Source organism: Streptomyces sp. NPDC005811 (assembly GCF_040630405.1).
In the GTDB taxonomy this organism is placed as follows: domain Bacteria; phylum Actinomycetota; class Actinomycetes; order Streptomycetales; family Streptomycetaceae; genus Streptomyces.
In genome coordinates this window covers 43346-67920 of sequence record NZ_JBEXXK010000012.1, presented here as the reverse complement: position 1 = coordinate 67920, position 24575 = coordinate 43346, and the positions used below count along the sequence as shown (strand labels likewise).

The 24575-nt window shown below is 74.0% G+C and carries 25 protein-coding genes and 3 pseudogenes; 22 read left to right on the top strand and 6 right to left on the bottom strand.

Annotated elements, in window-relative coordinates; genetic code table 11:
- The first annotated feature begins 79 nt into the window (after window positions 1-79).
- The 12 genes and pseudogenes from ABZ490_RS15050 to ABZ490_RS14995 all read left to right on the top strand — a co-directional run bounded on the left by ABZ490_RS15050 (window position 80) and on the right by ABZ490_RS14995 (window position 7966).
- The gene (locus ABZ490_RS15050) at window positions 80-1942 is read left to right on the top strand and encodes a transketolase (protein ID WP_358989318.1); all 1863 of its coding nucleotides are present in this window, start codon (window positions 80-82) and stop codon (window positions 1940-1942) included.
- A gap of 29 nt (window positions 1943-1971) precedes the next feature.
- Window positions 1972-2486 (top strand): annotated as a pseudogene (locus tag ABZ490_RS15045) (ATP-dependent DNA ligase); the annotation flags it as partial.
- 167 nt (window positions 2487-2653) lie between these two features.
- Window positions 2654-2941, top strand: a complete 288-nt coding sequence (locus ABZ490_RS15040) for a gas vesicle protein (protein ID WP_358989316.1) — start codon at window positions 2654-2656, stop codon at window positions 2939-2941.
- A gap of 73 nt (window positions 2942-3014) precedes the next feature.
- Window positions 3015-3455, top strand: a complete 441-nt coding sequence (locus ABZ490_RS15035) for a gas vesicle structural protein GvpA (RefSeq protein WP_358989314.1) — start codon at window positions 3015-3017, stop codon at window positions 3453-3455.
- Window positions 3452-4207, top strand: coding sequence for a GvpL/GvpF family gas vesicle protein (locus ABZ490_RS15030; RefSeq protein ID WP_358989312.1), 756 nt, complete (start codon window positions 3452-3454; stop codon window positions 4205-4207). The genes ABZ490_RS15035 and ABZ490_RS15030 overlap by 4 nt, the downstream gene beginning before the upstream one ends.
- A gap of 4 nt (window positions 4208-4211) precedes the next feature.
- A complete protein-coding gene (locus ABZ490_RS15025) occupies window positions 4212-4475 on the top strand; it encodes a gas vesicle protein GvpG (RefSeq protein ID WP_358989310.1) in 264 nt (87 codons plus the stop codon).
- Window positions 4476-4480: 5 nt separating this feature from the next.
- Window positions 4481-5239, top strand: coding sequence for a DNA primase (locus tag ABZ490_RS15020; RefSeq protein WP_358989308.1), 759 nt, complete (start codon window positions 4481-4483; stop codon window positions 5237-5239).
- Window positions 5236-6360: an SRPBCC family protein gene (locus tag ABZ490_RS15015; RefSeq protein ID WP_358989307.1), complete on the top strand. Its 1125-nt coding sequence runs from the start codon at window positions 5236-5238 to the stop codon at window positions 6358-6360. Before ABZ490_RS15020 ends, ABZ490_RS15015 begins: the two co-directional genes overlap by 4 nt.
- A pseudogene (locus tag ABZ490_RS15010) lies at window positions 6357-6671 on the top strand (gas vesicle protein); the annotation flags it as partial. The gene ABZ490_RS15015 and the pseudogene ABZ490_RS15010, both read left to right, overlap by 4 nt.
- Before the next feature lie 31 nt (window positions 6672-6702).
- Window positions 6703-7500 carry a GvpL/GvpF family gas vesicle protein gene (locus ABZ490_RS15005; protein ID WP_358989305.1) on the top strand — a complete coding sequence of 266 codons (798 nt, stop codon included), beginning with the start codon at window positions 6703-6705 and terminating at the stop codon, window positions 7498-7500.
- A complete protein-coding gene (locus ABZ490_RS15000) occupies window positions 7497-7685 on the top strand; it encodes a gas vesicle protein (protein WP_358989303.1) in 189 nt (62 codons plus the stop codon). Before ABZ490_RS15005 ends, ABZ490_RS15000 begins: the two co-directional genes overlap by 4 nt.
- A complete protein-coding gene (locus tag ABZ490_RS14995; protein WP_358989301.1) occupies window positions 7682-7966 on the top strand; it encodes a gas vesicle protein K in 285 nt (94 codons plus the stop codon). The genes ABZ490_RS15000 and ABZ490_RS14995 overlap by 4 nt, the downstream gene beginning before the upstream one ends.
- A 15-nt stretch (window positions 7967-7981) precedes the next feature.
- Here ABZ490_RS14995 and ABZ490_RS14990 read toward each other — a convergent pair whose 3' ends face one another.
- Both ABZ490_RS14990 and ABZ490_RS14985 read right to left on the bottom strand, forming a co-directional pair.
- Window positions 7982-8152 (bottom strand): hydrophobic protein, encoded by a 171-nt coding sequence (locus ABZ490_RS14990; protein WP_358989299.1) that lies wholly within the window; start codon window positions 8150-8152, stop codon window positions 7982-7984.
- A gap of 53 nt (window positions 8153-8205) precedes the next feature.
- Complete coding sequence (locus ABZ490_RS14985) at window positions 8206-9027, bottom strand: methyltransferase domain-containing protein (protein ID WP_358989297.1); 822 nt, start codon at window positions 9025-9027, stop codon at window positions 8206-8208.
- Between the two features lie 227 nt (window positions 9028-9254).
- Here ABZ490_RS14985 and ABZ490_RS14980 point away from each other — a divergent pair, with 227 nt between their 5' ends.
- The 3 genes and pseudogenes from ABZ490_RS14980 to ABZ490_RS14970 form a co-directional block, all read left to right on the top strand.
- Complete coding sequence (locus tag ABZ490_RS14980; protein WP_358989295.1) at window positions 9255-9914, top strand: histidine phosphatase family protein; 660 nt, start codon at window positions 9255-9257, stop codon at window positions 9912-9914.
- A gap of 42 nt (window positions 9915-9956) precedes the next feature.
- Window positions 9957-11576, top strand: coding sequence for an ATP-binding cassette domain-containing protein (locus ABZ490_RS14975; RefSeq protein WP_358989293.1), 1620 nt, complete (start codon window positions 9957-9959; stop codon window positions 11574-11576).
- A 27-nt stretch (window positions 11577-11603) separates the two neighbouring features.
- A pseudogene (locus tag ABZ490_RS14970) lies at window positions 11604-11873 on the top strand (DUF6158 family protein); the annotation flags it as partial.
- Window positions 11874-12129: 256 nt separating this feature from the next.
- Here ABZ490_RS14970 and ABZ490_RS14965 read toward each other — a convergent pair.
- Both ABZ490_RS14965 and ABZ490_RS14960 read right to left on the bottom strand, forming a co-directional pair.
- On the bottom strand, window positions 12130-12414 hold the full coding sequence (locus ABZ490_RS14965; RefSeq protein ID WP_358989291.1) for a hypothetical protein: 285 nt from the start codon (window positions 12412-12414) through the stop codon (window positions 12130-12132).
- Between the two features lie 182 nt (window positions 12415-12596).
- On the bottom strand, window positions 12597-12977 hold the full coding sequence (locus ABZ490_RS14960; protein WP_358989289.1) for a DUF2795 domain-containing protein: 381 nt from the start codon (window positions 12975-12977) through the stop codon (window positions 12597-12599).
- 260 nt (window positions 12978-13237) lie between these two features.
- Here ABZ490_RS14960 and ABZ490_RS14955 point away from each other — a divergent pair, with 260 nt between their 5' ends.
- From ABZ490_RS14955 to ABZ490_RS14945, 3 genes are all read left to right on the top strand, one after another.
- A complete protein-coding gene (locus ABZ490_RS14955) occupies window positions 13238-14173 on the top strand; it encodes a hypothetical protein (protein WP_358989287.1) in 936 nt (311 codons plus the stop codon).
- Between the two features lie 211 nt (window positions 14174-14384).
- Entirely contained in the window at window positions 14385-15632 is a 1248-nt protein-coding gene (locus ABZ490_RS14950; protein ID WP_358989285.1) for an aminotransferase class I/II-fold pyridoxal phosphate-dependent enzyme, read from the top strand.
- Window positions 15629-16681: an MBL fold metallo-hydrolase gene (locus tag ABZ490_RS14945; RefSeq protein ID WP_358989284.1), complete on the top strand. Its 1053-nt coding sequence runs from the start codon at window positions 15629-15631 to the stop codon at window positions 16679-16681. The genes ABZ490_RS14950 and ABZ490_RS14945 overlap by 4 nt, the downstream gene beginning before the upstream one ends.
- Here the strand turns inward: ABZ490_RS14945 and ABZ490_RS14940 are convergent.
- Together ABZ490_RS14940 and ABZ490_RS14935 are read right to left on the bottom strand one after the other, a co-directional pair.
- Entirely contained in the window at window positions 16678-17310 is a 633-nt protein-coding gene (locus tag ABZ490_RS14940; RefSeq protein ID WP_358989281.1) for a VTT domain-containing protein, read from the bottom strand. The two genes, ABZ490_RS14945 and ABZ490_RS14940, sit on opposite strands and share 4 nt — an antisense overlap.
- Window positions 17307-18080 (bottom strand): MBL fold metallo-hydrolase, encoded by a 774-nt coding sequence (locus ABZ490_RS14935; RefSeq protein WP_358989279.1) that lies wholly within the window; start codon window positions 18078-18080, stop codon window positions 17307-17309. The genes ABZ490_RS14940 and ABZ490_RS14935 overlap by 4 nt, the downstream gene beginning before the upstream one ends.
- A gap of 84 nt (window positions 18081-18164) precedes the next feature.
- On the opposite strand from ABZ490_RS14935, the gene ABZ490_RS14930 reads away from it, so the two are divergent.
- The 4 genes from ABZ490_RS14930 (at window position 18165) to ABZ490_RS14915 (ending at window position 24547) form a co-directional block, all read left to right on the top strand.
- The gene (locus tag ABZ490_RS14930) at window positions 18165-18566 is read left to right on the top strand and encodes a hypothetical protein (RefSeq protein WP_358989277.1); all 402 of its coding nucleotides are present in this window, start codon (window positions 18165-18167) and stop codon (window positions 18564-18566) included.
- Window positions 18567-18744: 178 nt separating this feature from the next.
- Window positions 18745-20865: a phage holin family protein gene (locus tag ABZ490_RS14925; protein WP_358989275.1), complete on the top strand. Its 2121-nt coding sequence runs from the start codon at window positions 18745-18747 to the stop codon at window positions 20863-20865.
- Between the two features lie 76 nt (window positions 20866-20941).
- The gene (locus ABZ490_RS14920; protein WP_358989273.1) at window positions 20942-22003 is read left to right on the top strand and encodes a MoxR family ATPase; all 1062 of its coding nucleotides are present in this window, start codon (window positions 20942-20944) and stop codon (window positions 22001-22003) included.
- A gap of 744 nt (window positions 22004-22747) precedes the next feature.
- A complete protein-coding gene (locus ABZ490_RS14915) occupies window positions 22748-24547 on the top strand; it encodes a hypothetical protein (protein ID WP_358989271.1) in 1800 nt (599 codons plus the stop codon).
- Window positions 24548-24575: the final 28 nt, after the last annotated feature.

Below are 24575 nucleotides of genomic sequence, written 5' to 3'. Positions count from 1 at the left end.
ACCCCGGAGGTCGCCCAGCGCCGGTCCGGCGCCCGCGCGACCCGCCCCCGCCCCCCTTCCGAAGGAGGCCAGTTACCCGATGGACACCGCCGAACTCACCGAACTCACCGAACTCGGACAGCAGTTGCGCGTGGACAGCGTGCGTGCGGCGGCCGCCGCCGACTCCGGGCATCCGACGTCGTCGATGTCGGCCGCGGACCTGATGGCCGTGCTGCTCGCGCACCATCTGCGCTACGACTTCGACCGTCCCGCCCACCCGGCCAACGACCGCTTCGTCCTCTCCAAGGGTCACGCCTCCCCCCTCCTGTACTCCGCCTACAAGGCGGCCGGCGCGATCGGCGACGACGAGTTGCTCACCTTCCGCACGCTCGGCAGTCGGCTGGAAGGGCATCCCACCCCGCAGCGGCTGCCCTGGGTCGAGACGGCCACCGGCTCGCTCGGCCAGGGGCTGCCCGTCGGTGTCGGCATCGCCCTGGCCGGCAAGCGGCTGGACCGCACCGGCTACCGGGTGTGGGTGCTGTGCGGGGACAGCGAGCTGGCCGAGGGTTCGGTGTGGGAGGCCGCCGAGCACGCGGCGTACGAACATCTGGACGATCTCACCGCGATCGTCGACGTCAACCGGCTCGGCCAGCGCGGCCCGACCCGGCACGGCCACGACCTCGGCGCCTACGCCCGCCGCTTCCAGGCCTTCGGCTGGCACACCGTGGAGGTCGACGGCCATGACGTGGAGGCGATCGACCGGGCGTACGGTGAGGCGCTCTCCACCCGGGGGCAGCCCACCGTGATCCTCGCCCGCACCCTCAAGGGCCGGGGCGTGGCGAGCGTCCAGGACCGCGAGGGCCTGCACGGCAAGCCGCTGCCCGACCCCGACGCGGCGATCGAGGAACTGGGCGGCCGGCGCGCGCTGCGCGTCGCGGTCCATGAGCCGCCCGCCGCCCGCACACTGCATTCCGTCCCCACCGGACGGCCGGACCTGCCCCGCTGGGAGAAGGACTCCGGCGAGCAGGTCGCCACCCGGGACGCCTACGGGCAGGCCCTCGCCGCCCTCGGCACCGCCCGCCCCGACGTCGTCGCCCTGGACGGTGAGGTGAGCGACTCCACGCGCGCCGAGTACTTCGCGAAGGAACACCCCGACCGCTTCTTCGAGTGCTACATCGCCGAGCAGCAGCTCGTCGCCGCCGCGGTGGGCCTCGCGACGCGCGGCTGGGTGCCGTACGCCTCCACGTTCGCCGCCTTCCTGACCCGCGCCCACGACTTCGTGCGGATGGCGTCCGTCAGCGGGGCCGGCATCAACCTGGTCGGCTCGCACGCGGGGGTCGCCATCGGGCAGGACGGGCCCTCGCAGATGGGGCTGGAGGACCTCGCGATGTTCCGCGCCGTGCAGGGCTCGACCGTGCTCTATCCGTGCGACGCCAACCAGACCGCGCAGCTGGTCGCCACCATGGCCGGGCTCGACGGCATCCGCTACCTGCGCACCTCGCGCGGCGGCGGCCCGGCGCTGTACGGGCCCGACGAGGAGTTCCCGGTCGGCGGCAGCAAGGTGCTGCGCGCCTCCGACCGCGACCGGCTCACGATCGTCGCGGCCGGGGTCACCGTCCCCGAGGTCCTCTCGGCGGCCGACGCGCTGGCGGGCGCGGGCATCGCGGTCCGGGTCGTCGACCTGTACTCGGTCAAGCCCGTCGACCGGGTCACCCTGCGCCGCGCCGCCGAGGAGACCGGCTGCCTGATGACGGTGGAGGACCACCATCCGCAGGGCGGCCTCGGCGACGCCGTCCTCGACGCGTTCCTCGACGGCCGTCCCGTGCCCCGGCTGGCGCGGCTCGCGGTCCGCGGGACACCGGGCTCCGCGTCCCCGGCCGAGCAGCTGCACGCCGCGGGCATCGACGCCGAGTCGATCGCCGCGTCCGTCCGGCTGCTGGTGGAGACGGCGGTCGTGCCGTGAGCCGGGCCGCCGGCGACGACGTACGCAGCGTGCGGGCCGGCCGGCGGACCGGGTACACCAAGGAGCACCTCGTCGCGTACTGGTCGCGTACTCCCGGTCTGGTCGCGTACTCCCGGTCGGTCGCCGTGTTCCTGCTGCCGCAGCTGCGTGACCGCCCGCTGATGCCGGAGCGGCACCCGGACGGCGTCGACGGGCCCCGTTCGCGACCCTCGCCTTCCTCGCCGACCATGCCTGCCTCACCCTGCACCGCCGGCTGTCGCGGACCGGGCGGCCCGATCGCCCGGACCTGATGGTGTTCGAGCTGGACCCCTCGGGCGATCCCGCGGACTGCACGCCGTCGTCCTCCTCGGCGCGCGGCACGGCTTCGACGGGGTGCGCCTTCGCCCGGGACGCCGCCGAACTGGACCGCGGCGACCGCCTCTCCCGCGACATCGGCCGCAACGCCTCCGCGCAGACCGCCGTCGCCCCCTGGACCGTGCGCGCCCTGCCCGGCGCACCCGTCGCCGCGCCGATGACCTGGGCCCAGCTCGACGACCCCGGGCTGATATATAGGGCATTTGGTGCATTGGTGAAGGTTTATCCCAGGAGTGTCGGGCCACCCGATGGAGGAACCGGCCATGGCGAGAAGAGGTGGCCATGTCCGACACGAAGAGCAGACGTCCGAAGAGCAGTGATCCGAAGAGCCGAGATCCGAAGGGCAGAGGCGGCGGCATGGCGGACGACGAGAGGCCGAGCCCCATGGAGGTGCTGCGCCAGGCGCGCGCCCAGCTCACGGAGCTGACCGGCCGGGCCGCCGAGACCGTCTCGTCCTTCGAGCGGACCGAGGACGGCTGGACCCTGGAGATCGAGGTCCTGGAACTCGCCCGGGTGCCCGACACCATGAGCCTGATGGCGGGCTACCACGTCGATCTCGACCCGCGGGGCCGGCTCACCGGCTACCGGCGCGTGAGCCGTTACGAACGGGGGCGTTCCGACGCACACCGAGGCGGCGGCCGCTAGGCCGCCCGCGCGCCCCGGCCCCCGTTCCCGATCATCTGCGAGCACCATCCCCAGACAAGGAGGCGCGGCCGACATGACCGTTGTCCCGGCACAACAGACCGGCGGTGGAGGCGGCGGCAGCAGTCTCTACGACGTTCTGGAGCTCGTCCTCGACCGGGGTCTCGTCATCGACGCGTTCGTGCGGGTCTCCCTGGTCGGCATCGAGATCCTCAAGATCGACGTACGGGTCGTGGTGGCCAGCGTCGACACCTATCTGCGGTTCGCCGAGGCCTGCAACCGGCTCGACCTGGAGGCCGGGCCGCACCGGACCCCCGGCCTGCCCGACATGGTCGGCGAGATCACCGAGTCCGGCGCGCGCGGCAAGTCCAAGGGCGCGCTGTCCGGGGCCGCCGAGACCGTCTCCGACGCGTTCCGCCAGGCCCGCGACGAGAGCTCCTCGAAGGAGCCCGAGCGTGAGTCCCGGCCGCGGCCCCGCAGGAGCACCGCGGCCCGCAGGAAGGAGGAAGAGGCGTGAGCACGTACGTCTACGGCATCGCCGCCCGCTCGCACCCCGCCCTCTCCGAGGGCCTGGCCGGCGTCGGCGACCCGCCCCGCCCGCTGCGTGTGCTGACCGAGGGCGACCTGGTCGCGGTCGTCAGCGACGCCCCCGACGAACTGCGCCCCAAGCGCAGGGAACTCCTCGCCCACCAGAACGTCCTGGCCGAGACGGGCGCAGACGGCTGTGTGCTGCCCATGCGGTTCGGCAGCGTCGCGCCCGACGACGACACGGTCATCGACGTGCTCGCCGAGCGGTCCGAGCACTACCGGGAGCGCCTGGAGGCACTCGACGGCAAGGTCGAGTACAACGTCAAGGCCTCGCATGTGCAGGACGCCGTCCTGCACCAGGTGATGGCCGACAGCGCCGAGCTGCGCGCGCTCGCCGAGGCCAACCGGCGGGCCGGGGGCGGCACCTACGAGCAGCGGCTGCGGCTCGGTGAGGTCGTCGCCGGCGCGGTCCGGGCCAGGGAGGCCGAGGACGCGGCCGAGGTGCGGCAGGCCTTGCGGCCGCTCGCCACCGCCGCCGGCGTGGGCCCCGAGTCCACCGGCTGGCTGGCCAACGTCTCCTTCCTCGTGGAACGGGACGGGGCCGCCGCGTTCCTGGAGGCCGCCGAGAAGCTGCGCAAGGCCCGCCCGCACCTCGACGTACGCGTCAACGGCCCCCTGCCGCCGTACAGCTTCGTCGAACCAGGACCGTCCGCACCCGCGGGCGATCCGGGGAGCGGGTGACCCCGTGGGACTGATCTCCGAGGTGCTCCTGCTGCCGTTCGCGCCAGTGCGCGGCAGCGCGTGGGTGATCGGGCAGGTGGTGCGGGAGGCGGAGCGGATCTACTACGACCCGGCCGCCGTGCAGGCTGAACTCGCCCGGCTGGAAGAGCTGCTGGAGGCCGGCGAGATCACGGAGGACGAATTCGACCGGCTGGAGGACGAACTCCTCGACCGGCTGGAGAGCGCGACGCGCAGGAGCGCGGCGACGGACGACGGGACGACACGATGAACCGTATGGGACTGGGCCTCGCGCTCGGGGCCGGATATCTCCTCGGACGGACGAAGAAACTGAAGCTGGCGTTCGCCCTCGGCACGCTCGCGGCCGGGAAACGGCTGAACCTGACCCCGCAGGCGGTCACGGAGCTGCTGTCCCAGCAGCTGAAGGACAATCCGCAGTTCAAGGAGATCGGCGAGGAGATACGCGAGGACCTACGCGGGGTCGGCAAGGCCGCCACCGGTGCCCTGGTCGAACGCCAGATGGAGGCCCTCGCCGACCGGCTGCACGACCGCACCGCCGAGGTACGCGGCCAGCTGGAGGGCGGGACCTCCGAGGACGAGGACGACTCCGGCGCAGAGGCGGAGCACGAGGACGCGAAGGACGCCGAAGGAGCAGAGGACACAGAAGGCGCAGAGGACGCAGAGGGCACAGGGGACGCGGAGGACGCCGAGGACACCGAGGACACCGAGGACACAGGGGAGCGCGAGGAGCCCGAGGACCGCGCGGACGATGAGGACCGTGAGGACAGGGAGGACGGGGAGGACGGGGAGGACCGTGAGGACGGGGAGCGCGCGCGGAGGCGGCCCGCCAGGAAGGCACCGGCGAAGAAGACAGGCCAGAAGGCCGCCGCGAAGAAGGCGCCGGCCAAGAAGACCGGCGACCGCAAACCGGCCGCGAAGCAGAGCACGGGCACCCGCAGGACCGGGGCGCGCACGGCCTCCCGCGGCGGCGGCAGTCGTGGCGGCGGGGGACGGAAGGGAGGCGATGAGCGATGACCGGGACGCTCGGATCCACGACCTCCGCGACCTCCCAGGCCGCGAACGGCGGGAACCCGCTGGCCGGGGTGGCCCACGGCGAGGCCGCCGACCGGCTGAAGGAAGAGGTCCAGGAGTACCTGTCGGCCCAGGCCGAACGCCTGCTGGTGGGCGTCGGCCGCAAGCTCGGCGAGACCACCGGCAAGCTCGACGACATGGCCGAGGGGAACAGCCCCGGCTTCGCCAAGCTGGCCCTGGACGGCGGCCGCAAGCTCGCCGGCGGCAAGGGGCCGCTGCGCACCGCCCTGGAGCTCGGCGCCTCCCACGCCAAGGACAGCGTGACCGGCGCCCTGAAGAGCCTCGGCGGCAAGGGCGGCAAGGGCAAGGGCGGCGCGGGCCACAAGCCGACCGTCATCATGGAGCAGATCGACGTGGGGGTGCCGCTGCGCACGGCCTACGACCAGTGGACCCGCTACCAGGACTTCAGCACCTTCGCCAAGGGCGTCAAGAGCGCCTCCCGCGCCGACGACACCGCCAGCGACTGGCAGGCGAAGATCTTCTGGTCCAGCCGCAGCTGGAAGGCGAAGACCACCGAACAGGTGCCGGACCGGCGGATCTCCTGGACCTCGGAGGGTGCCAAGGGCACCACGAAGGGTGCCGTCTCCTTCCACCGTCTCACCGACACCCTCACCCGTGTCCTGCTCGTCATCGAGTACTACCCCTCGGGGTTCTTCGAGAAGACCGGCAACATCTGGCGCGCCCAGGGCCGCCGTGCCCGGCTCGACCTGAAGAACTTCGCCCGCTTCATCACCCTGAAGGGAGAGGCGGGCGACGGCTGGCGCGGCGAGATCCGTGACGGCGAGGTCGTCCGCTCCCACGAGGACGCGGTCGCGGAGGAGGACGCCCGGGAGGACGATGAGGGGAACCGGGAGGACGAGGAGGAAGACGGCCCGGACGCCGAGGACCGCCCGTACGAGGAGGACGAGGAGGAGGACGAGGACGGCGAGACCGGCGGACACGAGGGTGAGCCCGAGGACGAGTACGACGAGGAGGAGCCCGAGGACGCCTACGAGGACGAGGACGGCTTCGAGGACGAGGACACCGCGGACACCGAGGACGACGAGGGCGGAGGCCGGCGATGACCATGCCGAGCCGCCTGCCGGAGCCGTACGCCCAGAGCAGCGGCGCCAGCCTCGCCGACATCCTGGAACGCGTCCTCGACAAGGGGATCGTCATCGCCGGCGACATCCGGATCAACCTGCTCGACATCGAGCTGCTCACCGTCAAGCTCCGGCTCGTGGTCGCCTCCGTCGACAAGGCGAAGGAGATGGGCATCGACTGGTGGGAGGACGACCCGGCCCTGTCCACCCGCGCCCGCCGCGACGAACTCGCCCGGGAGAACGCCGAGTTGCGCGCCCGGCTCGCCCGACTCGAGGAACTGGCCCCGGCACGTGCCCCGCAGGACGTCCGTGAGGAGAGTCTCGATGACCGGACTGCGTTACGTCTACGCCGTGTGCCGGCCGCTCGGCGCACCCCTGCAGGCCGATCTGACGGGGGTCGCGGGCGATCCGCCCCGGCTCCTCACCCACCACGGTCTGATCGCCGTGGTCAGCCATGTACCGGAACGGGACTTCTCCGAGGAGGCGCTGCGCGGCCATCTGGAGGACCTGGACTGGCTGGCCGCCACGGCCCGCTCCCATCAGCAGGTCGTCGACGCGCTCACCGCCGTCACCACACCGCTGCCGCTGCGGCTGGCCACCGTCTTCCGTGACGACAGCGGCGTACGCGTGATGATGGAGCGGCAGGAGGACCACTTCCGTCGCACGCTGGACCGGCTGACCGGGCGCGTGGAGTGGGGCGTCAAGGTGTACGTCGCACCGGAACCCGAGCCGGTCGCGGCCACGCCGTCCCCCGCGCGGCCCGCCTCCGGGCGGGACTACCTCCAGCAGCGCCGTCGGCAGAGCAGGGCCCGCGAGGACACCTGGCAGCGCGCCGAGCGGTTCGCGGCCCGGCTGCATTCCACTCTCCGCGCGCACGCCGAGGACGCCCGGCTCCACCCGCCGCAGAATTCCACGCTTTCCGCGGCCGGCGCGGGAGAGAACGTGCTGAACGCCGCCTATCTCGTACCGCGCGCCCGGTCCGAGGAATTCGTGGAGATCGTGGACCGCACGAAGGGCGAGGAATCCGGAATCCGCGTGGAACTCACCGGACCGTGGGCCGCCTATTCGTTCGTCGAGCAGGGCGCTGAAAGGGAATCCGGTGAACCGGAGGAGGCGACATGACGGTCGTCGAGCGACGTGAGGTGGCCCTGGTGGACCTCCTGGACCGGCTGCTGGCCGGCGGGGTCGTCGTCACCGGGGACGTGACCCTGCGCATCGCGGACGTCGACCTCGTCCGAATCGACCTGAACGCGCTGATCAGCTCCGTGAACGACACCGTGCCGTCGCCCTGGGGGGATGCACGGTGACCGCCCGCCGCAGCCGTATGGACCTCGAACCCGACACGGTCGAACGCGACCTGGTCAAGCTCGTCCTCACGGTGGTGGAACTGGTGCGCCAGCTGATGGAACGGCAGGCGCTGCGCCGTGTCGACCAGGGAGACCTCAGCGAGGAGCAGGAGGAGCGCATCGGGCTCACCCTGATGCTGCTCGACGACCGCATGACCGAACTGCGCGAGCGCTACGGACTACGGCCCGAGGACCTGAATCTGGACCTCGGGCCGCTCGGACCGCTGCTCCCCAGGGAATAAGGGCGCCTTTTTAACTCACCACCTGTACCAACGGCCCCTGCCTCCGGCCGCGGAGGTCCCCCGGAGGAGGAATCCGAGCAGCCAGACGACGAGAACCGCGACTGCGATCCACCACAGCAACTTCACCGCGAATCCGGCGCCGAAAAGAATCAGCACCAGCAGCAGGACCAGCAGAATCGGAACCATAGTGTGAACCTCCTGCGTTCCGGGTTTCCCGGAATCCGCGAATCATCCGCGGTTCAGGCGTCCTTTCGGCACAGGATCTCTCCGTGCAGCACCGCGAACCAGCCGTCCTCCTGGTGGCCCCACTCCCGCCAGGCCTCCGACACGGCCCGCAGCTGCTCCGGTGTGGCGTGCCCGCCCTCGACGGCGCGTTCCGCGTACGCCGACGCCAGGGTCCGGTCGGCCCACAGGCCGCTCCACCACGCCCGCTCCTGCGGGCTGCTGAACGTCCAGGTGGCGGAGGTCGCCGTGATGTCGGTGAAACCGGCCGCCAGCGCCCAGGACTTCAGCCGCCGCCCGGCGTCCGGCTCGCCCCCGTTGGCCCGTGCCACCCGCCGGTACAGGTCCTGCCACTCGTCCATGCCGGCCGAGGCGGGGTACCAGATCATCGCCGAGTAGTCCGAGTCGCGCACCGCGACGTACCCGCCCGGCTTCGTCACCCGCCGCATCTCGCGCAGCGCCTGCACCGGATCGCCCACGTGCTGGAGCACCTGGTGGGCGTGGACCACGCAGAACGAGTCGTCCGGGTACTCCAGGGCGTGGACGTCGGCGACGGCGAAGTCGACGTTCGCCAGGCACCGGTCGGCTGCCGTGGCCCGCGCCTGCGTCAGGACGTCCTCGGCGCGGTCGACGCCGGTGACATGGCCGTCGGGGACCAGGGCCGCCAGGTCGGCGGTGATCGTGCCCGGGCCGCAGCCGATGTCCAGGATCCGCATGTGCGGCTTCAGTGAACCGAGCAGATAGGCCGCGGAGTTGGCGGCGGTGCGCCAGGTGTGGGAACGCAGCACCGACTCGTGGTGCCCGTGCGTGTAGACGGCGGTCTCCTGTGCCTTCGGCATGGCTCGGCCCCTCTTCTCGACGTACCGGCCCCCGGGCTCCGGGAGTCCGGGGCGATGCTCATCACCGTACGCGCATCGACCGCATCTCGAGACCATCTGTTTTGGTATATGGACTGACGACCCGTCAGGAAGTGGTCGGAAGCGGCCGGACGTGGTCGGAAGCGGTCGGCTACCCTGAAGCCGCCGTCCGTCGCGCGGGCGGCGTCCGCGACCGGGAGGGTCCCCGCATGCGCCTGCTGCTCGTCCGCCACGGCCAGACCCCCACGAACGTCCACTACCTCCTCGACACCGCCGCTCCCGGACCCGGCCTCACCGAACTCGGCGAGCGGCAGGCGGCCGCCCTGGTCGACGCCCTCGCCGGCGAGGACCTCGACGCGGTGTACGCCTCCACCCTGGTCCGCACCCGGCTCACCGCGGCCCCGCTGGCCGCCGCCCGCGGCCTCGACATCCAGGTCCGCGACGGCATCCGCGAGGTCTTCGCCGGCGACCTGGAGATGCAGCCCGGCGAGTCCGAGCAGGCCGCGCTCTACATGCGCACGGTGTTCGCCTGGGCCGCAGGCGACCTGGACCTGCGCATGCCCGGCGGCGAGAGCGGCGCCGAGTTCCTCGCCCGCTACGACGCCGTGGTCGCCGAGGCCGCCGCGGGCGCGGCCACCGCGGCCCTCGTCAGCCACGGCGCCGCCATCCGCACCTGGACCGCCGCCCGCGCCCGCAACATCGACGTCCCCTTCGCCGCCGCCCACCGCCTCGCCAACACCGGCACGGTGATCCTGGAGGGCGACCCCGCCACCGGCTGGCAGGTCCTGACCTGGGCGGGCGCCACGGTGCGGCCGGCGGGCGAGGGCGGCCCGGCGGGCGAGCCCGCCACCGGGGACCAGGGGGATTAAGAGTTTGCCGCCCGGCGGGGGCGGCCCGCAGAATGCCTCCTCATGGGACACCTGGAAGCCGCGCACCTCGAGTACTACCTCCCCGACGGGAGGGCGTTGCTCGGCGACGTGTCCTTCCGGGTGGGCGAAGGGGCCGTGGTCGCCCTGGTCGGCCCCAACGGCGCCGGCAAGACCACCCTGCTGCGCCTGATCTCCGGCGAGCTGAAGCCCCACGGCGGCACCGTCACGGTCAGCGGCGGCCTCGGGGTGATGCGCCAGTTCGTCGGCTCCGTACGCGACGAGACGACCGTGCGCGACCTGCTGGTGTCGGTGTCCTCGCCGCGGATCCAGGACGTCGCGAAGGCCGTGGACAAGGCCGAGCACGCGATCATGACCGTCGACGACGAGGCCGCCCAGCTCCAGTACGCGCAGGCCCTCTCCGACTGGGCCGAGGCCCGCGGCTACGAGGCCGAGACCCTGTGGGACATGTGCACCACGGCCGCGCTCGGGGTGCCGTACGACACGGCGCAGTTCCGGCTCGTACGGACCCTCTCCGGCGGTGAGCAGAAGCGGCTGGTGCTGGAGGCCCTCCTGCGCGGCACCGACGAGGTGCTGCTCCTCGACGAGCCCGACAACTACCTCGACGTCCCCGGCAAGCGCTGGCTGGAGGAGCGGCTGAAGGAGACCCGCAAGACGGTCCTCTTCGTCTCCCACGACCGCGAACTCCTCTCCCGCGGCGCCGAGAAGATCGTCTCCGTGGAGCCCTCGCCCACCGGCGCGGACGCCTGGGTGCACGGCGGCGGCTTCGCCACCTACCACGAGGCCCGCCGGGAACGCTTCGCCCGCTTCGAGGAGTTGCGCCGCCGCTGGGACGAGAAGCACGCCCAGCTGAAGAAGCTCGTCCTGAACCTCCGCCAGGCAGCCTCCATCAGCCATGAGCTGGCCTCCCGCTATCAGGCCGCCCAGACCAGGCTGCGCAAGTTCGAGGAGGCCGGCCCGCCGCCGGAGCCGCCGCGCGAGCAGGACATCACGATGCGCCTCAAGGGCGGCCGCACGGGCGTACGGGCCGTCACCTGCAAGGGACTTGAGCTGACCGGCCTGATGAAACCGTTCGACCTGGAGGTCTTCTACGGCGAACGGGTCGCCGTCCTCGGCTCCAACGGCTCCGGCAAGTCCCACTTCCTGCGCCTCCTCGCCGGGGACTCCGTGGCCCACACCGGCGAGTGGAAGCTCGGCGCGCGGGTCGTGGCCGGGCACTTCGCCCAGACCCACGCCCACCCCGAGCTCCAGGGCCGCACCCTCCTAGACATCCTGTGGAAGGAGCACGCCCAGGACCGGGGCGCGGCCATGTCCCGGCTGCGCCGCTACGAGCTCACCCAGCAGGCCGAGCAGGCCTTCGAGCGGCTCTCCGGCGGCCAGCAGGCCCGCTTCCAGATCCTGCTCCTGGAACTGGAGGGCGCGACCGCCCTCCTGCTCGACGAGCCCACGGACAACCTGGACCTGGAGTCCGCCGAGGCGCTCCAGGAGGGGCTGGAGGCCTTCGAGGGCACGGTCCTCGCGGTCACCCACGACCGCTGGTTCGCCCGCGCCTTCGACCGCTACCTCGTCTTCGGGAGCGACGGCCGGGTGCGCGAGACGCCGGAGCCGGTGTGGGACGAGCGGCGGGTGGAGCGCGCCCGGTAGCCGACGCCCGGGGGCCCGGGGGCCCGAATGTTCGTACAGTGGAGTGGACGCAGTAGGCGGAACGACGAGCGGGGCACCACCATGACCGGAGTCGACCCTGACCGGCTGGACGACCAGCAGCTCATGAAAGAGCTGGAGACGATCCACCGCACGCGCCACGACACCCTGCTGTACGGCTCGAACGACGCCCTGCGCGCCCACAACGACCGTATGGCACAGCTGGAGGGCGAGTACCTGCGCCGCAACCCGGGCCGCTTCGTCTCTCCCGGCCGCACCCGCGAGGGGGCCAGGGAGCGGGCCGTCGCGGCGAACGGCGGACGCGGCGCCCGCCCGGCGACCGGGACGGTCGCGGCGGAGACTCCGGTCGGCAAGTGGGGGCCGGGCTCGGCGGGCGGGGGCTCCGGGGCGAGGTGAGCCGCCGGAGAGAAGCGGGCCGCCGGAGAGAAGTGCCGACGGAGAGAAGTGAGCCGGCCGTCCGGGCCGGACGGCCGGGCGTGAGGCGGCCCCGGGATCCGCAGTCGGATCCCGGGGCCGCCCTGTTCAGTGCTGTGCCTTACTGGCTGTCGTCGCCGCCGTCGGCCTGCACGCTGGTGTTGCCGTTGCCGTTGATGCAGCTGAACTGTTCCCCGTTGTCCTGGTTGGCCGAGCCGAGGCCGAGGAGCGCCCCGAGTCCGAGGTTCAGCTTCGACAGGTTCACCAGGCCGACGTTGACCTCGCCCGTCTGGGTGCAGTTCTGGGCGTTGCCGTCCGAGCCGCCCGCGGAGGCGACTCCCGCACCGGCCAGGGTGAGGGTGCCGATCATTGCGGCCACGAGGCCGGCCTTGCGAAGCGTGCGCATTACATCCCCTTTGCTCTCTGGGTGGTGTGTCTCGTGATGTAACTGAACGTTACGAGTGTGCACCGTATGTTACGATTGCACCTTTTGCACCCCAACACGCCGACCCATCCGCGGCAACCACTGGCATGCCACTCGGGGGACATGGGCCACCGAAGTCCCCTGTCCGGAGCTGCGCGCCGACCTCACCGGCCGTTCGCGACCACCGCCTCGGCCAGTTCCGCCGCGTTCGCGTAGCGCTTCTTGTGCGGCAGCCGGTGCACGGCGTCCACCAGCGCGTCGGGCGCGTTCCTGTGGCGCAGGGTCAGGGACAGTTCCCGCGGATCCGCGGGGAAGGAACCGCGCCCCAGGATCCGGCCCAGCTCCTGCCGGACCGCCGCCGGCGACGCCTGGGGGGACCCCGGTACCACCGGACCGCCCCAGATCTGCGGATCGTCCTCGGCGGGAGGTTCCGGATCGTGCCACTCCGCGGACCGCGTGGGGTGTCCCGAGCGGAGCAGGCCCCGCAACTCGTGCTTCATCTCTTCGTCCCGGTGCACGCTCAACCGGTCGCTGCCTCGCTGCATGTCTCCCTCCGGATGTTCGGGCCGGATGTTCGGGCCGGTCCACCGCGTACCCGTGCCGCGGGGGCCGACACGGGATCCCCGGGATCCTTCGCCGCCGGGCGCCCCGGCCGGGTGCCCGGCCCCCGTCCGCGGGTCACCCGGGTGGCGGACCCCGTCCCGCCAATGGACCGTGGCCGCGCGCGGTCGCACGGGTCTGCGGCTGTGATGGGGGCGGGGCGTGAACGCCGTGCCCCGTCCTCGTCGGCCGAAGGAGCCGTCCCATGCGCCGCACCGCCCCCTTCCTCCTCGCCGCCGCCCTGCTGGTCGCCGTCGCGCCGGTCGCGGTCGCCGATCCGGCGGCCGAGGTCGGCCCCGGCAGCATCGACCCCGGGGGCAGCGTCACCGTGTCGGTCTCCTGCGACCCCCTCGGCGGCACCGCCCCGGAGACCCTGGACGCCGCCTCACAGGCGTTCTCCGAGGGGACCGTCAAGCTGACCAGGGTCCCCGGCGACGACGGGACCGCCGCCGGGCCCGTCTACCAGGGCAGCGCCCTCGTCGCCGCCGACCTCGGCCAGGGCGACGGTGGGCTCGGCCCGGACACCGCCTGGACCGTCGACGGCACCTGCCCGGCACCCCCCGGTGGCCAGGGCAGCCCCTGGAGCGCCACGTTCGACGTCAACCGGCCCACCACCGCGGGCGGCACCACCGGCGGGGACGCGGGTGGGAGCGGGGGAGTGGACGGCGGGCTCGGCGGCAGCGGAAGCGTGGGTCCGGACGGGGGAGCGGACCTGGACGGAGGCGTCGGCACGGATCCCGGTGCGGATCTCACCGCGGATCTGGGCGCGGATCTGGGCGCCGGCATCGGCGGAGGCATCGGTGGAGGCATCGGTGGAGGCATCGGCGGGGCTGTCGGCTCGGGCGGCATCCCGCCCTGCCCCCTGACCCCCGGCCAGAGCGCCCCCTCCTGCGACGGTGGCCACGCCTGCCCCCACGACAAGCCCTGCCCGACCGCCCGTCCCACGCAGCACCCCACGCAGCGGCCCACGGAGCGTCCCACCACCCCGGCCACCGTCGAACACGGTGCACGGGCCGGCACGGGCGGTGCCTTCCGTGACTCCGTGCCCGCCCTCGTCGCCGGCGGACTGCTGATCGCGGGCGCGTTCGGCGCCGCCGCCCACCGGCTGCTGCGCCGCCGCAGGACCCCGGCGGGCCTCTGACCCCGCCCGCAGGCCGCTCCGGCCCCGGCTGTGACCGGCGCGACGCGGACGGGCGGCCATGGGCCCGGGACCCACGGGGTCCACACAGCACGGGGGCATCACCCGCCCCGTACGAGACGGCACGCACCACCGGCACCCGGGCACCGCACCCCACGCGGACCCCTGCGGGTGCCGGCATCCGGCACCAGGGACGGACTGCGCGGAGGACCCCATGCGGCGCACGGAACCGGAGGACCACGGGCCCGTCCGCTACGGCCCCCCGCTCCCGCCCGACGGACTGCCCGTCCTCCCCGAACTCGCCGACGTCCTCGCCCGGGCCGCCACGCGCGCGTACGGCGAACCCGTCGGCGGCGGCCCCGAACTCCTGGACGCCGCCCGCGGCCACCTGGAACGGCGCGGAGTCCCCGCCGGGCCCGGCCGGACCGTCGCCGCGCCCGGAGCGCCCGCGCTGCTCGTCGCGCTGACCGCCGCGCTCGGCGGCGACGTCCTGGTGCCCCGGCCCTGCGCGGCCTGGTGGGCCCCGTACGCCCGCCTCCTCGGCCGGCCCGTCTTCCATGTCGCGACCCCCGCCGAGTGCGGCGGCGTACCGGACCCGTACGCCCTGCTGGAGACGGTGCGCCGGGTGCGCGCCGAGGGCGGGGACCCGCGGCTGCTGGTGCTGTCCCCCGCCGACGACCCCACCGCCACCGTCGCCCCGCCCGAGGTGCTCCACGAGGCCGTCGAGGCCGCCGCCGGGGAAGGCCTGCACCTGATCAGCGACGAGACCTGGCGCGACACCCTGCACACCCCGCACGACACCGTGCCGGTCGGCCCCGCCGAGATGCTGCCCGAGCGGGTCACCGTCGTCACCGACCTGGCCGGCGCGCTGCTGCCCGGCGGCTGGCCCGCCGCCGTCGCCCGGCTGCCCGCCTCGGCCGCCGGGGACGACCTGCACGCGCGCGTGCTCGACGTCCTCACCGCGCTCGACGCCCGCGTGGCCGCGCCCGTCGCCGCGGCCGCCGCGTACGCCCTGACCGGACCCGAACCGGTCACCGCGCGCGGGGCCGCCACCGTACGGCTCCACGCGCGCATGGCCCGCGCCCTGCACGCCACCGTCGTGGCCGCGGGAGCCCTCGCCGCGCCGCCGCAGGCCGGCCGCCACCTGTACGCCGACCTCGGCCCCCTGCGGGAGGCGCTCGCCGCGCGCGGGGTGGGCGACTCCCAGGACCTGGAGGACTTCCTCACCGCCCGGCTCGGCATGCCCGCGCCCGGCGGCCACCGCTTCGGGGACGACCTCGGCGCGCTGCGCGTACGGCTGTCCACCGGACCCCTGCTGGGCGGTACGGACGCCGAGCGCGCGGAATGCCTCATCTCGCCCACGCCGTTGGAACTGCCACACGTGCAACGCGCGTTGACGCTTGTGAGGTCGGTCTTCGACGATCTCCGTGACGACGCTCAGCGACGGGAGCCTCCTCGATGACGCAGCAGTCCGAGTCGCCCACCACCACCGCCGGACCCGTGCCCCCGCAGGACACCGACACCCTGGTCCCGCCCCCTTTTCCGCCGCTCGCCGAGCCCCGCCCGGCCGGTGAGCGGCGGGCCTGGCCGCGTTCCTTCCACCACCGGCTGACCGCCCCGCTGCCCGGACTCAAGGCCCTCGCCCGCTTCGCCCGCGAGGGCTCCGTACGCCCCGGCAGGGAAGGCCTCGCCGACGTCCCCCGGCTGCCCTTCGCCCCCGCCCCGCTGCCCCGCGCGGATCCCGGCACCCTCGCCGTCACCTGGGCGGGACACGCCAGTTGGGTGCTGCGCATCGGCGGACTCACCGTCCTCACCGACCCGGTCTGGTCCCGCCGTATCCTCGGCACCCCCACCCGCATCACCCCCGTGGGCGTCCCGTGGGAGGACCTGCCGCCCGTCGACGCGGTCGTCATCAGCCACAACCACTACGACCACCTGGACGCCCCGACCCTGCGCCGACTGCCGCGCGACACCCCCGTGTTCGTGCCTGCCGGCCTCGGACGCTGGTTCCGGCGGCGCCGGTTCACGGCCGTCACCGAGCTGGACTGGTGGGAGGCGGCCGAACTGTCCGGCGTCCGCCTCGACTTCGTCCCCGCCCACCACTGGTCCAAGCGCACCCTCCTCGACACCTGTCACTCCCTCTGGGGCGGCTGGGTGCTCACCGCCCCCGACGGACAGCGCCTGTACTTCGCCGGCGACACCGGCTACGGCCACTGGTTCTCCCTGATCGGCCGCCGCTACCCCGGCATCGACCTCGCCCTGCTGCCCATCGGCGCCTACGACCCCCGCTGGTGGCTCAGCGACGTCCACTGCGACCCCGAGGAGGCCGTCCGGGCCGCCCTCGACCTCGGCGCCCGCCGGATGGCGCCCATGCACTGGGCGACCTTCGTCCTGTCCGCGGAGCCGGTCCTGGAACCCCTGGAACGCGTCCGCAAGGCCTGGGAGAACGCGGGCCTGGACCGCGAGGACCTCTGGGACCTGCCCATCGGCGGCTCACGGACCCTGGGCTAGCCGGCGCCGGGTCTCCTGATCCGGCGCCACACACTCGGCGCCGCGCTGATCAGCACGGTCAGCGCGACCGCCGTGACCACCCCCTGCCACGGCTCCGGGAACAGCGAACCCCCCAGAATCCCGATCAGCTGATACGTGAGCGCCCACGCCAGACAGGCCGGCAGATTGCCCCGCACGAACCGCCGCAGCGGCCAGTCCGCCATCAGACAGGCCAGCATCACCGGGATCCGGCCCGCCGGCACCAGCCGCGACAGCACCAGCACCGCCACATCGTGCTCGGCGAGCCGGGTCTGCGCCTGCTCCAGCCGCTGCTCCGGCGCCCGCGCCCGGATCGCCTCCAGCCAGCGCGAGCCGTTCCTCGACCGCATCCCGCGCCGCCCCAGCCAGTACAGCGTCGCGTCCCCGAGGAACGCGGCCAGCGACGCCGTCACGAACACCAGCGCCAGCGAGAACGGCGCGGTCTGATGAAACGCCACCACCGCCGCCGAACTCACCAGCGCCCCCGTCGGCACCACCGGCACCAGCGCCCCGATCAGCACCAGCAGGAACAGCGACGGATAGCCGATCGCCTGCTGCGTCGACTCCGCCGGTACGACCGTCGTCGCGGCCGCCGCGAGCCACCACCTCACCGCAGGACCTCGGGGCGCACACTCTCGCCGTGTTCCAGCCGGTGCACCGTCACGCCCGGCGCACGCAGCGCCGCGAGGCGCACGAACTCCTCACCCGGCGCATGGAACTCATGGGGGCGCACGGCGTCCATCCCGATGGGCCAGTACGTGCCGTAGTGCACCGGCACCGCGCTCCCCGGCGCCAGCCGGGCCAGCGCCTCGGCCGCCCGGCCCGCGTCCAGATGCCCCTCGCCCAGGTACGGGCCCCAGCCGCCGACCGGCAGCAGCGCCACGTCGACCGGCCCCACCTCACGCGCCATGTCCTCGAACAGCCCGGTGTCCCCGGCGAAGTAGGTGCGCGCCTCGCCCTCGACGACGTACCCGAGCGCGGGGGAGCGGTGCCGGCCCACCGGCAGCCGCCGTCCGTCGTGCCGCGCGGGCACCGCCCGTATCCGCACCCCGCGCACCGAGGTCACCTCACCCGGCTCCATCTCGCTGACCTGGAGATGCGTCAGCCGCCGCAGCCCCGGGACGGCGCGCGGCGCACCCCGGGGCACCAGCAGGCGCGTACCCGGCGCGAGGCGCGCCAGCGACGGCACATGGAGATGGTCGGCGTGCAGATGGGAGACGACCGCCACGTCCGCCCGCCAGGCGGCCGGCGGGGGGAGCACGCCCCGGCGGCGGCGCAGATGCGCGAGCCGGCGCGCGAACAGAGGGTCGGTCAGCACGCGCACGTTCGCATCCTCGACCGTACAGGTCGCGTGACCCCACCAGGTGATCTCCACCGGCACCCCTTTGCCTCCTTCGCGCGACTCCCCCGAAGCCTACGGGCAGGAGTAGGGTCGGCGGCGAAACCCGGAGGTGAGGGGGACGCCATGGGACCGGTGCGGGTCACGGCGATCGCGAGTCTGACACCGCTCGAGGAACTGGACGCCGATCCCTTCCTGGTGGACTCCCGCAGCCAGCACGCGATGTGCGCGCGCTGGGCCGCCCAGCGCGGCTACACCGTCAGCCGCGAACTGCTCGTGCGCGGACTGCGCGCCGACCACTGCGTGCTCTGGGACGGGGTGCGGCCCGGCGTCGACCTGTTCGTCGCGCCCAGCCGCCGGGTCCTCGAGAGCGCCCTGTCGGACGTCGAGGAGTTCACCGAGGAGTGCACCCGCCGCGGGGTGCGCGTGGAGACCGTCGGCTACGCCGAACCCGCCTACGACGCCCAGATGAAGGCCCACGTCCACCGGCGCCTGTCGATGCCGACGGCCGGCTACGACGGACGGTGAACGCCGGGCGGTGAGCCGCCCCGGACGGTGAGCCCCGGACGGTGAGCCCCGGACGGGACGCCGTGCGCGACGCCGGGGCGACCGACGGTGACCGGGCCGGTTGTCGGTCCCGTGTGACAGGGTGGACGACGGGCCCCTCCGTTCGGCGTCGGGGCCGGAAGGGGCGAGGTGACGGGGCGTGCGTGGGGTGCGGTGGCGGCGAGCCGTCAGCCAGGCGGGGCGGAGCCTCGCCGTGTGGGCCGTCTCCACGCTGACGATGCTGGTGCTCGCGGGGATCCTGCCCGACTTCCGGCTCCAGTCCGCCGACGGCGACAGCGCCACCACCATCGCCGTCACCGCGGCCGTCGGCGCCGGTGTCTTCGGTCTCCTCTCCGCCCTGGTCTGGCCCCTCCTCGTCCGGCTCCTGCTGCTGGTGCCGGCGCTCGTCCTCGGCCTGCTGGTGTTCTTCCTCAACGGCTCGCTGCTGCTGATAGCGCTGCGGCTGACGCCCTCCGGACAGACCGAGGCCGCGCCCGAGACCGCCGTCATCGTCGCCGCCGTGATGTCCGCCGTCGCCTCCGCGACCGGCGGCGCCCTCGCCGTCCGCGACGACGACGCCTACCGCCGCCGCCTCTACCGCCTCGCCGACCGCCGCCGCCGGGGCGGCCCGCCCTGCGCCGCCACCCCGGGCACCGTGTTCCTCCAGCTCGACGGCGTCGGCCACGACGTCCTGTCCGCCGCCGTCGACAAGGGCCTGATGCCGACGGTCGCCGGCTGGCTCGGCCGGACCCCGGCCGACGCCGCCGAAGCCCGCCCCGACCCCGCCTCCCGCCCCACCGGCCTGCCCACCCACCGCCTCACCCCCTGGCACACGGACTGGTCCAGCCAGACCGGCGCCAGCCAGCTGGGCATCCTGCACGGCAGCAACCACGACGTGCCCGCCTTCCGCTGGTACGAGAAGGACAGCCGGGAGGTGATGGTCTGCAACCGCCCCACCAGCGCCGCCGAACTCCAGCGCCGCGCCGTCGAGCGCACCGGCGACGGCGGACTCCTCACCCTGGACGGCGCGAGCCGCGGCAACCTCTTCGGCGGCGGCGCCGACGAACAGGCCCTCGTGCTGTCCATCGCCACCCGCCGCCGGGGCCGCGAGACCCGCTCCCGCGCCGGCTACTTCGCCTACTTCTCCGACCCCGCCAACGCCGTGCGCACCGCCCTGTCCTTCGTCGCCGAGGTGGTCCGCGAGATCGCCCAGTCCACCCGCGCGCGGCTGCGCAAGGAGCGCCCCCGCGTGAGCCGCGGCGGCCTGTACCCGTTCGTCCGCGCCTTCGCCACCGTCGTCGAACGCGACGTCGTCGTGGCCGCCGTCATGGGCGACCTGCTCGCCGGCCGCACCGCCGTCTACGCCGACCTGGTCGCCTACGACGAGGTCGCCCACCACTCCGGGCCGCTCGGCCGGGACACCGACCAGGTCCTCGGCCGCCTCGACCGCGCCCTCGCCCTGATCGAGAAGGCCGCCGAGCACGCCCCCCGCCCCTACCGGATCGTCGTCCTCTCCGACCACGGCCAGAGCCCCGGCGAGACCTTCCGAGCCCGCTACGGCCTCACCCTCGGCGACCTGGTGCGCGCCGGCAGCGGGCTGCCCGTGCCGCGCCGCGCCGAACGGACGCACAGCGGCGCCGAGGCCCGCGCGGCCGTCCGCGCCGCGCTGCGCCGGCCCGTCGAGGAGAGCGGCGAACGGCACCGCCCGGCCGGCCGCCGCTCCGAACCGATCGTCCTCGCCTCCGGGAACCTCGGCCTGATCTCCTTCCCCGACGTCCCGCACCGGATGACGAAGGAGGAGATCGACGCCCGCCACCCCGCCCTGCTGTCCACCCTCGCCAACCACCCCGGCATCGGCTTCCTCCTCGTCCGCAGCGAGGAGCACGGCGGGGTCGTCCTCGGCGCCCACGGCGCCCAGACCCCCCTGGACCGGCTCGACGACGAGCCCGGCCCGCTGGCCCCGTTCGGGCCCGGCGCCGCCGACGCCGTGCGCCGCACCCACTCCTTCCCGCACACCGCCGACATCATGGTCAACTCCTTCCACGACCCGGCCGACGGCGAGGTCCTCGCCTTCGAGGAGCAGATCGGTTCCCACGGCGGCCTCGGCGGCGCCCAGTCCCGGCCCTTCCTGCTGTCCCCGCTCGCCCTGTCCGCCCCCGTCGACGGCGGGGGGACCCTCACCGGCGCCGAACACCTCCACCGCGTCCTGCGCCGCTGGCTCCGCGAATCCGACGGACCCCAGATACCGCTGGAGCAGGCCCCGGAGGAACGGGCCGCCTGAAAATCGGCTGCGCCGCCACGGCCGTACACGCAGACTGGCCGGGTCGCCCTCCCTCCGGTCCCAAGGAGCAGCAGCGTTGCAGGCTGCCGTCACCGTCACGCCCTCCCGCATCCCCGACCTCCTCCTCGGCCTCGCCACCGTGCGGCCCGTCTTCCTCTGGGGCGCCCCCGGCATCGGGAAGTCTTCCCTGGTCAGGGAGTTCGCCGAGTCCCTCGGCCTGGAGTGCGTCAGCCTGCTCGGCACGCAGCTCGCACCGGAGGACCTGATCGGCGTGCCCCAGATCCGTGACGGACGGTCGGTGTTCTGCCCGCCCGAGGCGATCGCCCGCGACGAGCCGTACTGCCTGTTCCTGGACGAGCTGAACGCGGCCGGCCCGGACGTGCAGAAGGCGTTCTACTCGCTGATCCTGGACCGCCGTATCGGCACCTACGAACTCCCCGAGGGCTCGATCGTCATCGGCGCCGGCAACCGCGCCACCGACAACGCGCTCGCCCGGCCCATCGCCTCCGCGCTCGTCAACCGCCTCACCCACGTCCACCTGGAGGCCTCCTCGCGGGACTGGCTGGCCTGGGCGGCGGCCCACGGCATCCACCCCTGGGTCCTCGACCACCTCACCGACCGGCCCGACCACCTGTGGTCCAAGCCGCCGAAGACCGAGGAACCCTTCTCCACCCCCCGCTCCTGGCACATGCTCTCCGACGCCCTGCACTCCTTCGGCCGCGACCTCGACGAGGACACCCTCAAGGTCCTCGCGCACGGCACGCTCACGCCCGCGCACGCCACCGCCTTCTGCGGCTACGTCAAGATCGTCCGCAGCCGGTACGGCATCGAGGCCGTCCTGCGGGGCGACGCGCCCTGGCCGCACCGCGTCGAGGACCGCGACCTGCTCTACTACCTCGCCGACTCCTTCCGCGGCCGGCTGATCAAGGAACTCCCCGCCGTCAAGGAACACATGTCGGCGAACGGCCGGCAGACCGCGTACCGCGCCAAGTCGCTCCTCGTGCAGCTCGCCGAGATCTCCGTCGAGGTCGCGCAGACCGTCATCGCCTCCGACCCCGACGGCAACCCCGTCCTGCCCGCCTGGTTCCTGGTCGAGGCCGCCCGCGACCTGCCCCGCCTGGTGGAGGCGCGGCGATGACCCGGGCCGACCAGGTGGTCCGGCTGGACCGGGCGAAAGGGAAGAACCGGCCGGCGGCGCGGCGATGAGCGGGCCGGACCGACGGGGCGCGGCGACGCGTGGCGCGGGCCGGAGGCAGGGGGCGGTGATGAGCGGGTTGGGCTGGAGGCGGGGCGCGGACATGCGTGGGACGGGCCGGGGGCAGGGTGCGGTGATGAGCGGGTTGGGCCGGGGGCGGGGCGCGGGCATGCGTGGGACGGGCCGGGGGCGGGGTGCGGCGACATGTGGTGCGGGCAAGAGTTACGGCGCGGTGATGCGTGGGATGGGCCGGGGGCAGGGTGCGGTGATGAGCGGGTTGGGCCGGGGGCGGGGCGCGGACATGCGTGGGACGGGCCGGGGGCAGGGTGTGGTGATGAGCGGTTTGGGCCGGGGGCGGGGCGCGGACATGGGCGCGGCGGGCCGGGGGTGGGGTGCGGCGACATGTGGTGCGGGCGAGAGTTACGGCGCGGTGATGCGTGGGACGGGCCGGGGGCAGGGTGTGGTGATGAGCGGTTTGGGCCGGGGGCGGGGCGCGGGCATGCGCGCGGCGGGCCGAGGGCGGGGTGCGGCGACGTGTGGCGCGGGTCGGGGGCAGGGTGCGGCGACAAGTGGTGGGGGCGAGAGTCACGGCGCGGTGATGCGTGGTGCGGGCAAGAGTCACAGTGTGGTGATGCGTGGCGCGGGCCGGAGGCAGGGCGTGGTCATGAAGTGGGCGGAGGCGGGGCGATGAGCAAGGGTGGGCGCGGGAAGAAGAAGCGGGATCTGGCGGCCGAGGCGTTCGCCGAGGGGCTGCGGCTGATGCACGCCAACCCGGCCCTCGACGCCGTCGCCCACGGCGTGTGCCGCGAGGAGGACTGCACGCTGGCGCCCCGCGAGGGCCTCGTCCGGGTCGACTCCCACGGCACGGTCCACGTCCACCCGGCCCGGATCGCCGACCCGGCCGTCTGGGCCTGGTCCCTCGCCCACGCCACCCTCCACCTCGGCTTCGGCCACGTCCCGGCGGCCGAGGGCCCCCGCGTCCAGCCCGACCGGTACGACATCGCCGCCCGCTGCGCCGTCGTCAACCGATTCCTGCTCACCTTCCCCGTCGGCAGACCCCCGGAGGGCCGGCCGCTCACCTACCCCGACGGCGACGAGGAACAGCTCGCCGCCCGCTGGCGCCGCGACGGCCTCCCCACCGCCTACCAGCACTGCGGCACCGCGGGCCCGGACCCCGACCAGCTGCTGCTGACCTGGGTCACCCGGATCCAGGGAAAGCCCCCCGACCGGCAGCTCGCCTTCGCCACCGCCCTCACCCGGACCGTCTCCGCCGCCATGGACATGGCCGGCGGCCGGCGCGCCTCCCTCGACGACGACCTGGATTCCGCGCGCCCCTGGGAACGGGCCCTGAGCTGGTTCGTCTCCTCCTACCCGCTGCTCGGTGGCATCGCCGCCGGCATCAAGCTCGTCCCCGACGCCGAGCTGGCCCGCGCCCACGGCATCCAGATCGCCGCCGTCGACGCCGAGGCCGGCGAGATCTACCTCAACCCGCTGTACGGCCTCGAGGACGACGAATGGCGCTTCGTCCTCGCCCACGAGATGCTGCACGCCGCCCTGCGCCACGGCGACCGCTGCGGCACCCGCGACCCCTACCTCTTCAACGTCGCCTGCGACTACGTCATCAACGGCTGGCTGCGCGAGATGCAGATCGGCACCATGCCCGAGGGCCTGCTCTACGACCCGGAGCTCGCCGGTCTGTCCGCCGAGGAGGTCTACGACCGCATCGCCGGCGACCTGCGCCGTCTGCGCCGCCTGTCCACCCTGCGCGGCAAGGGCGTCGGCGACGTCCTCGGCGGCCCCCTCGGCCCGCCCCGCGACTGCGTCGACCTCGACGGCTTCTACCGGCGCGGCCTCGCCCACGGCCTCGACCTGCACCAACGCGAGGAACGCGGCTTCCTCCCCGGCGGACTCGTCGAGGAGATCCGGGCCCTCAGCCATCCTCCGCTGCCCTGGGACGCCCGCCTCGCCCGCTGGTTCGACGAGTTCGTCCCCCGCCCCGAGCCCGTACGGTCGTACGCCCGCCCCGCCCGCCGCCAGGCCTCCACCCCCGACATCCCGCGCGCCGGCCGCTGGTTCCCGCCCGAGGAGGTGCCCCGCTGCACCTTCGGCGTCGTCCTCGACACCTCCGCCTCCATGAACACCTCCCTCCTCGGCAAGGCCCTCGGGGCCATCGCCTCCTATGCCGAGGCCCGCGACGTGTCCGCCGCCCGCGTCGTCTTCTGCGACGCCGCCCCGCACGACGCCGGCTACCTCCCCGTCACCGAGATCGCCGGCCGGGTCAGGGTGCGCGGCCGCGGCGGTACGGTCCTCCAGCCCGGCATCGACCTCCTGCACCGCGCCGACGACTTCCCGCGCGACGCTCCCGTGCTGATCATCACCGACGGCTGGTGCGACGTCCTGCGCGTCCGGCGCGAACACGCCTACCTCGTCCCGCAGGGCGGTCGGCTGCCGTTCACGGCTCAGGGGCCGGTGTTCCGGGTGCGGTGAGCCGGAATGTGATCGGATGGGGCCCACG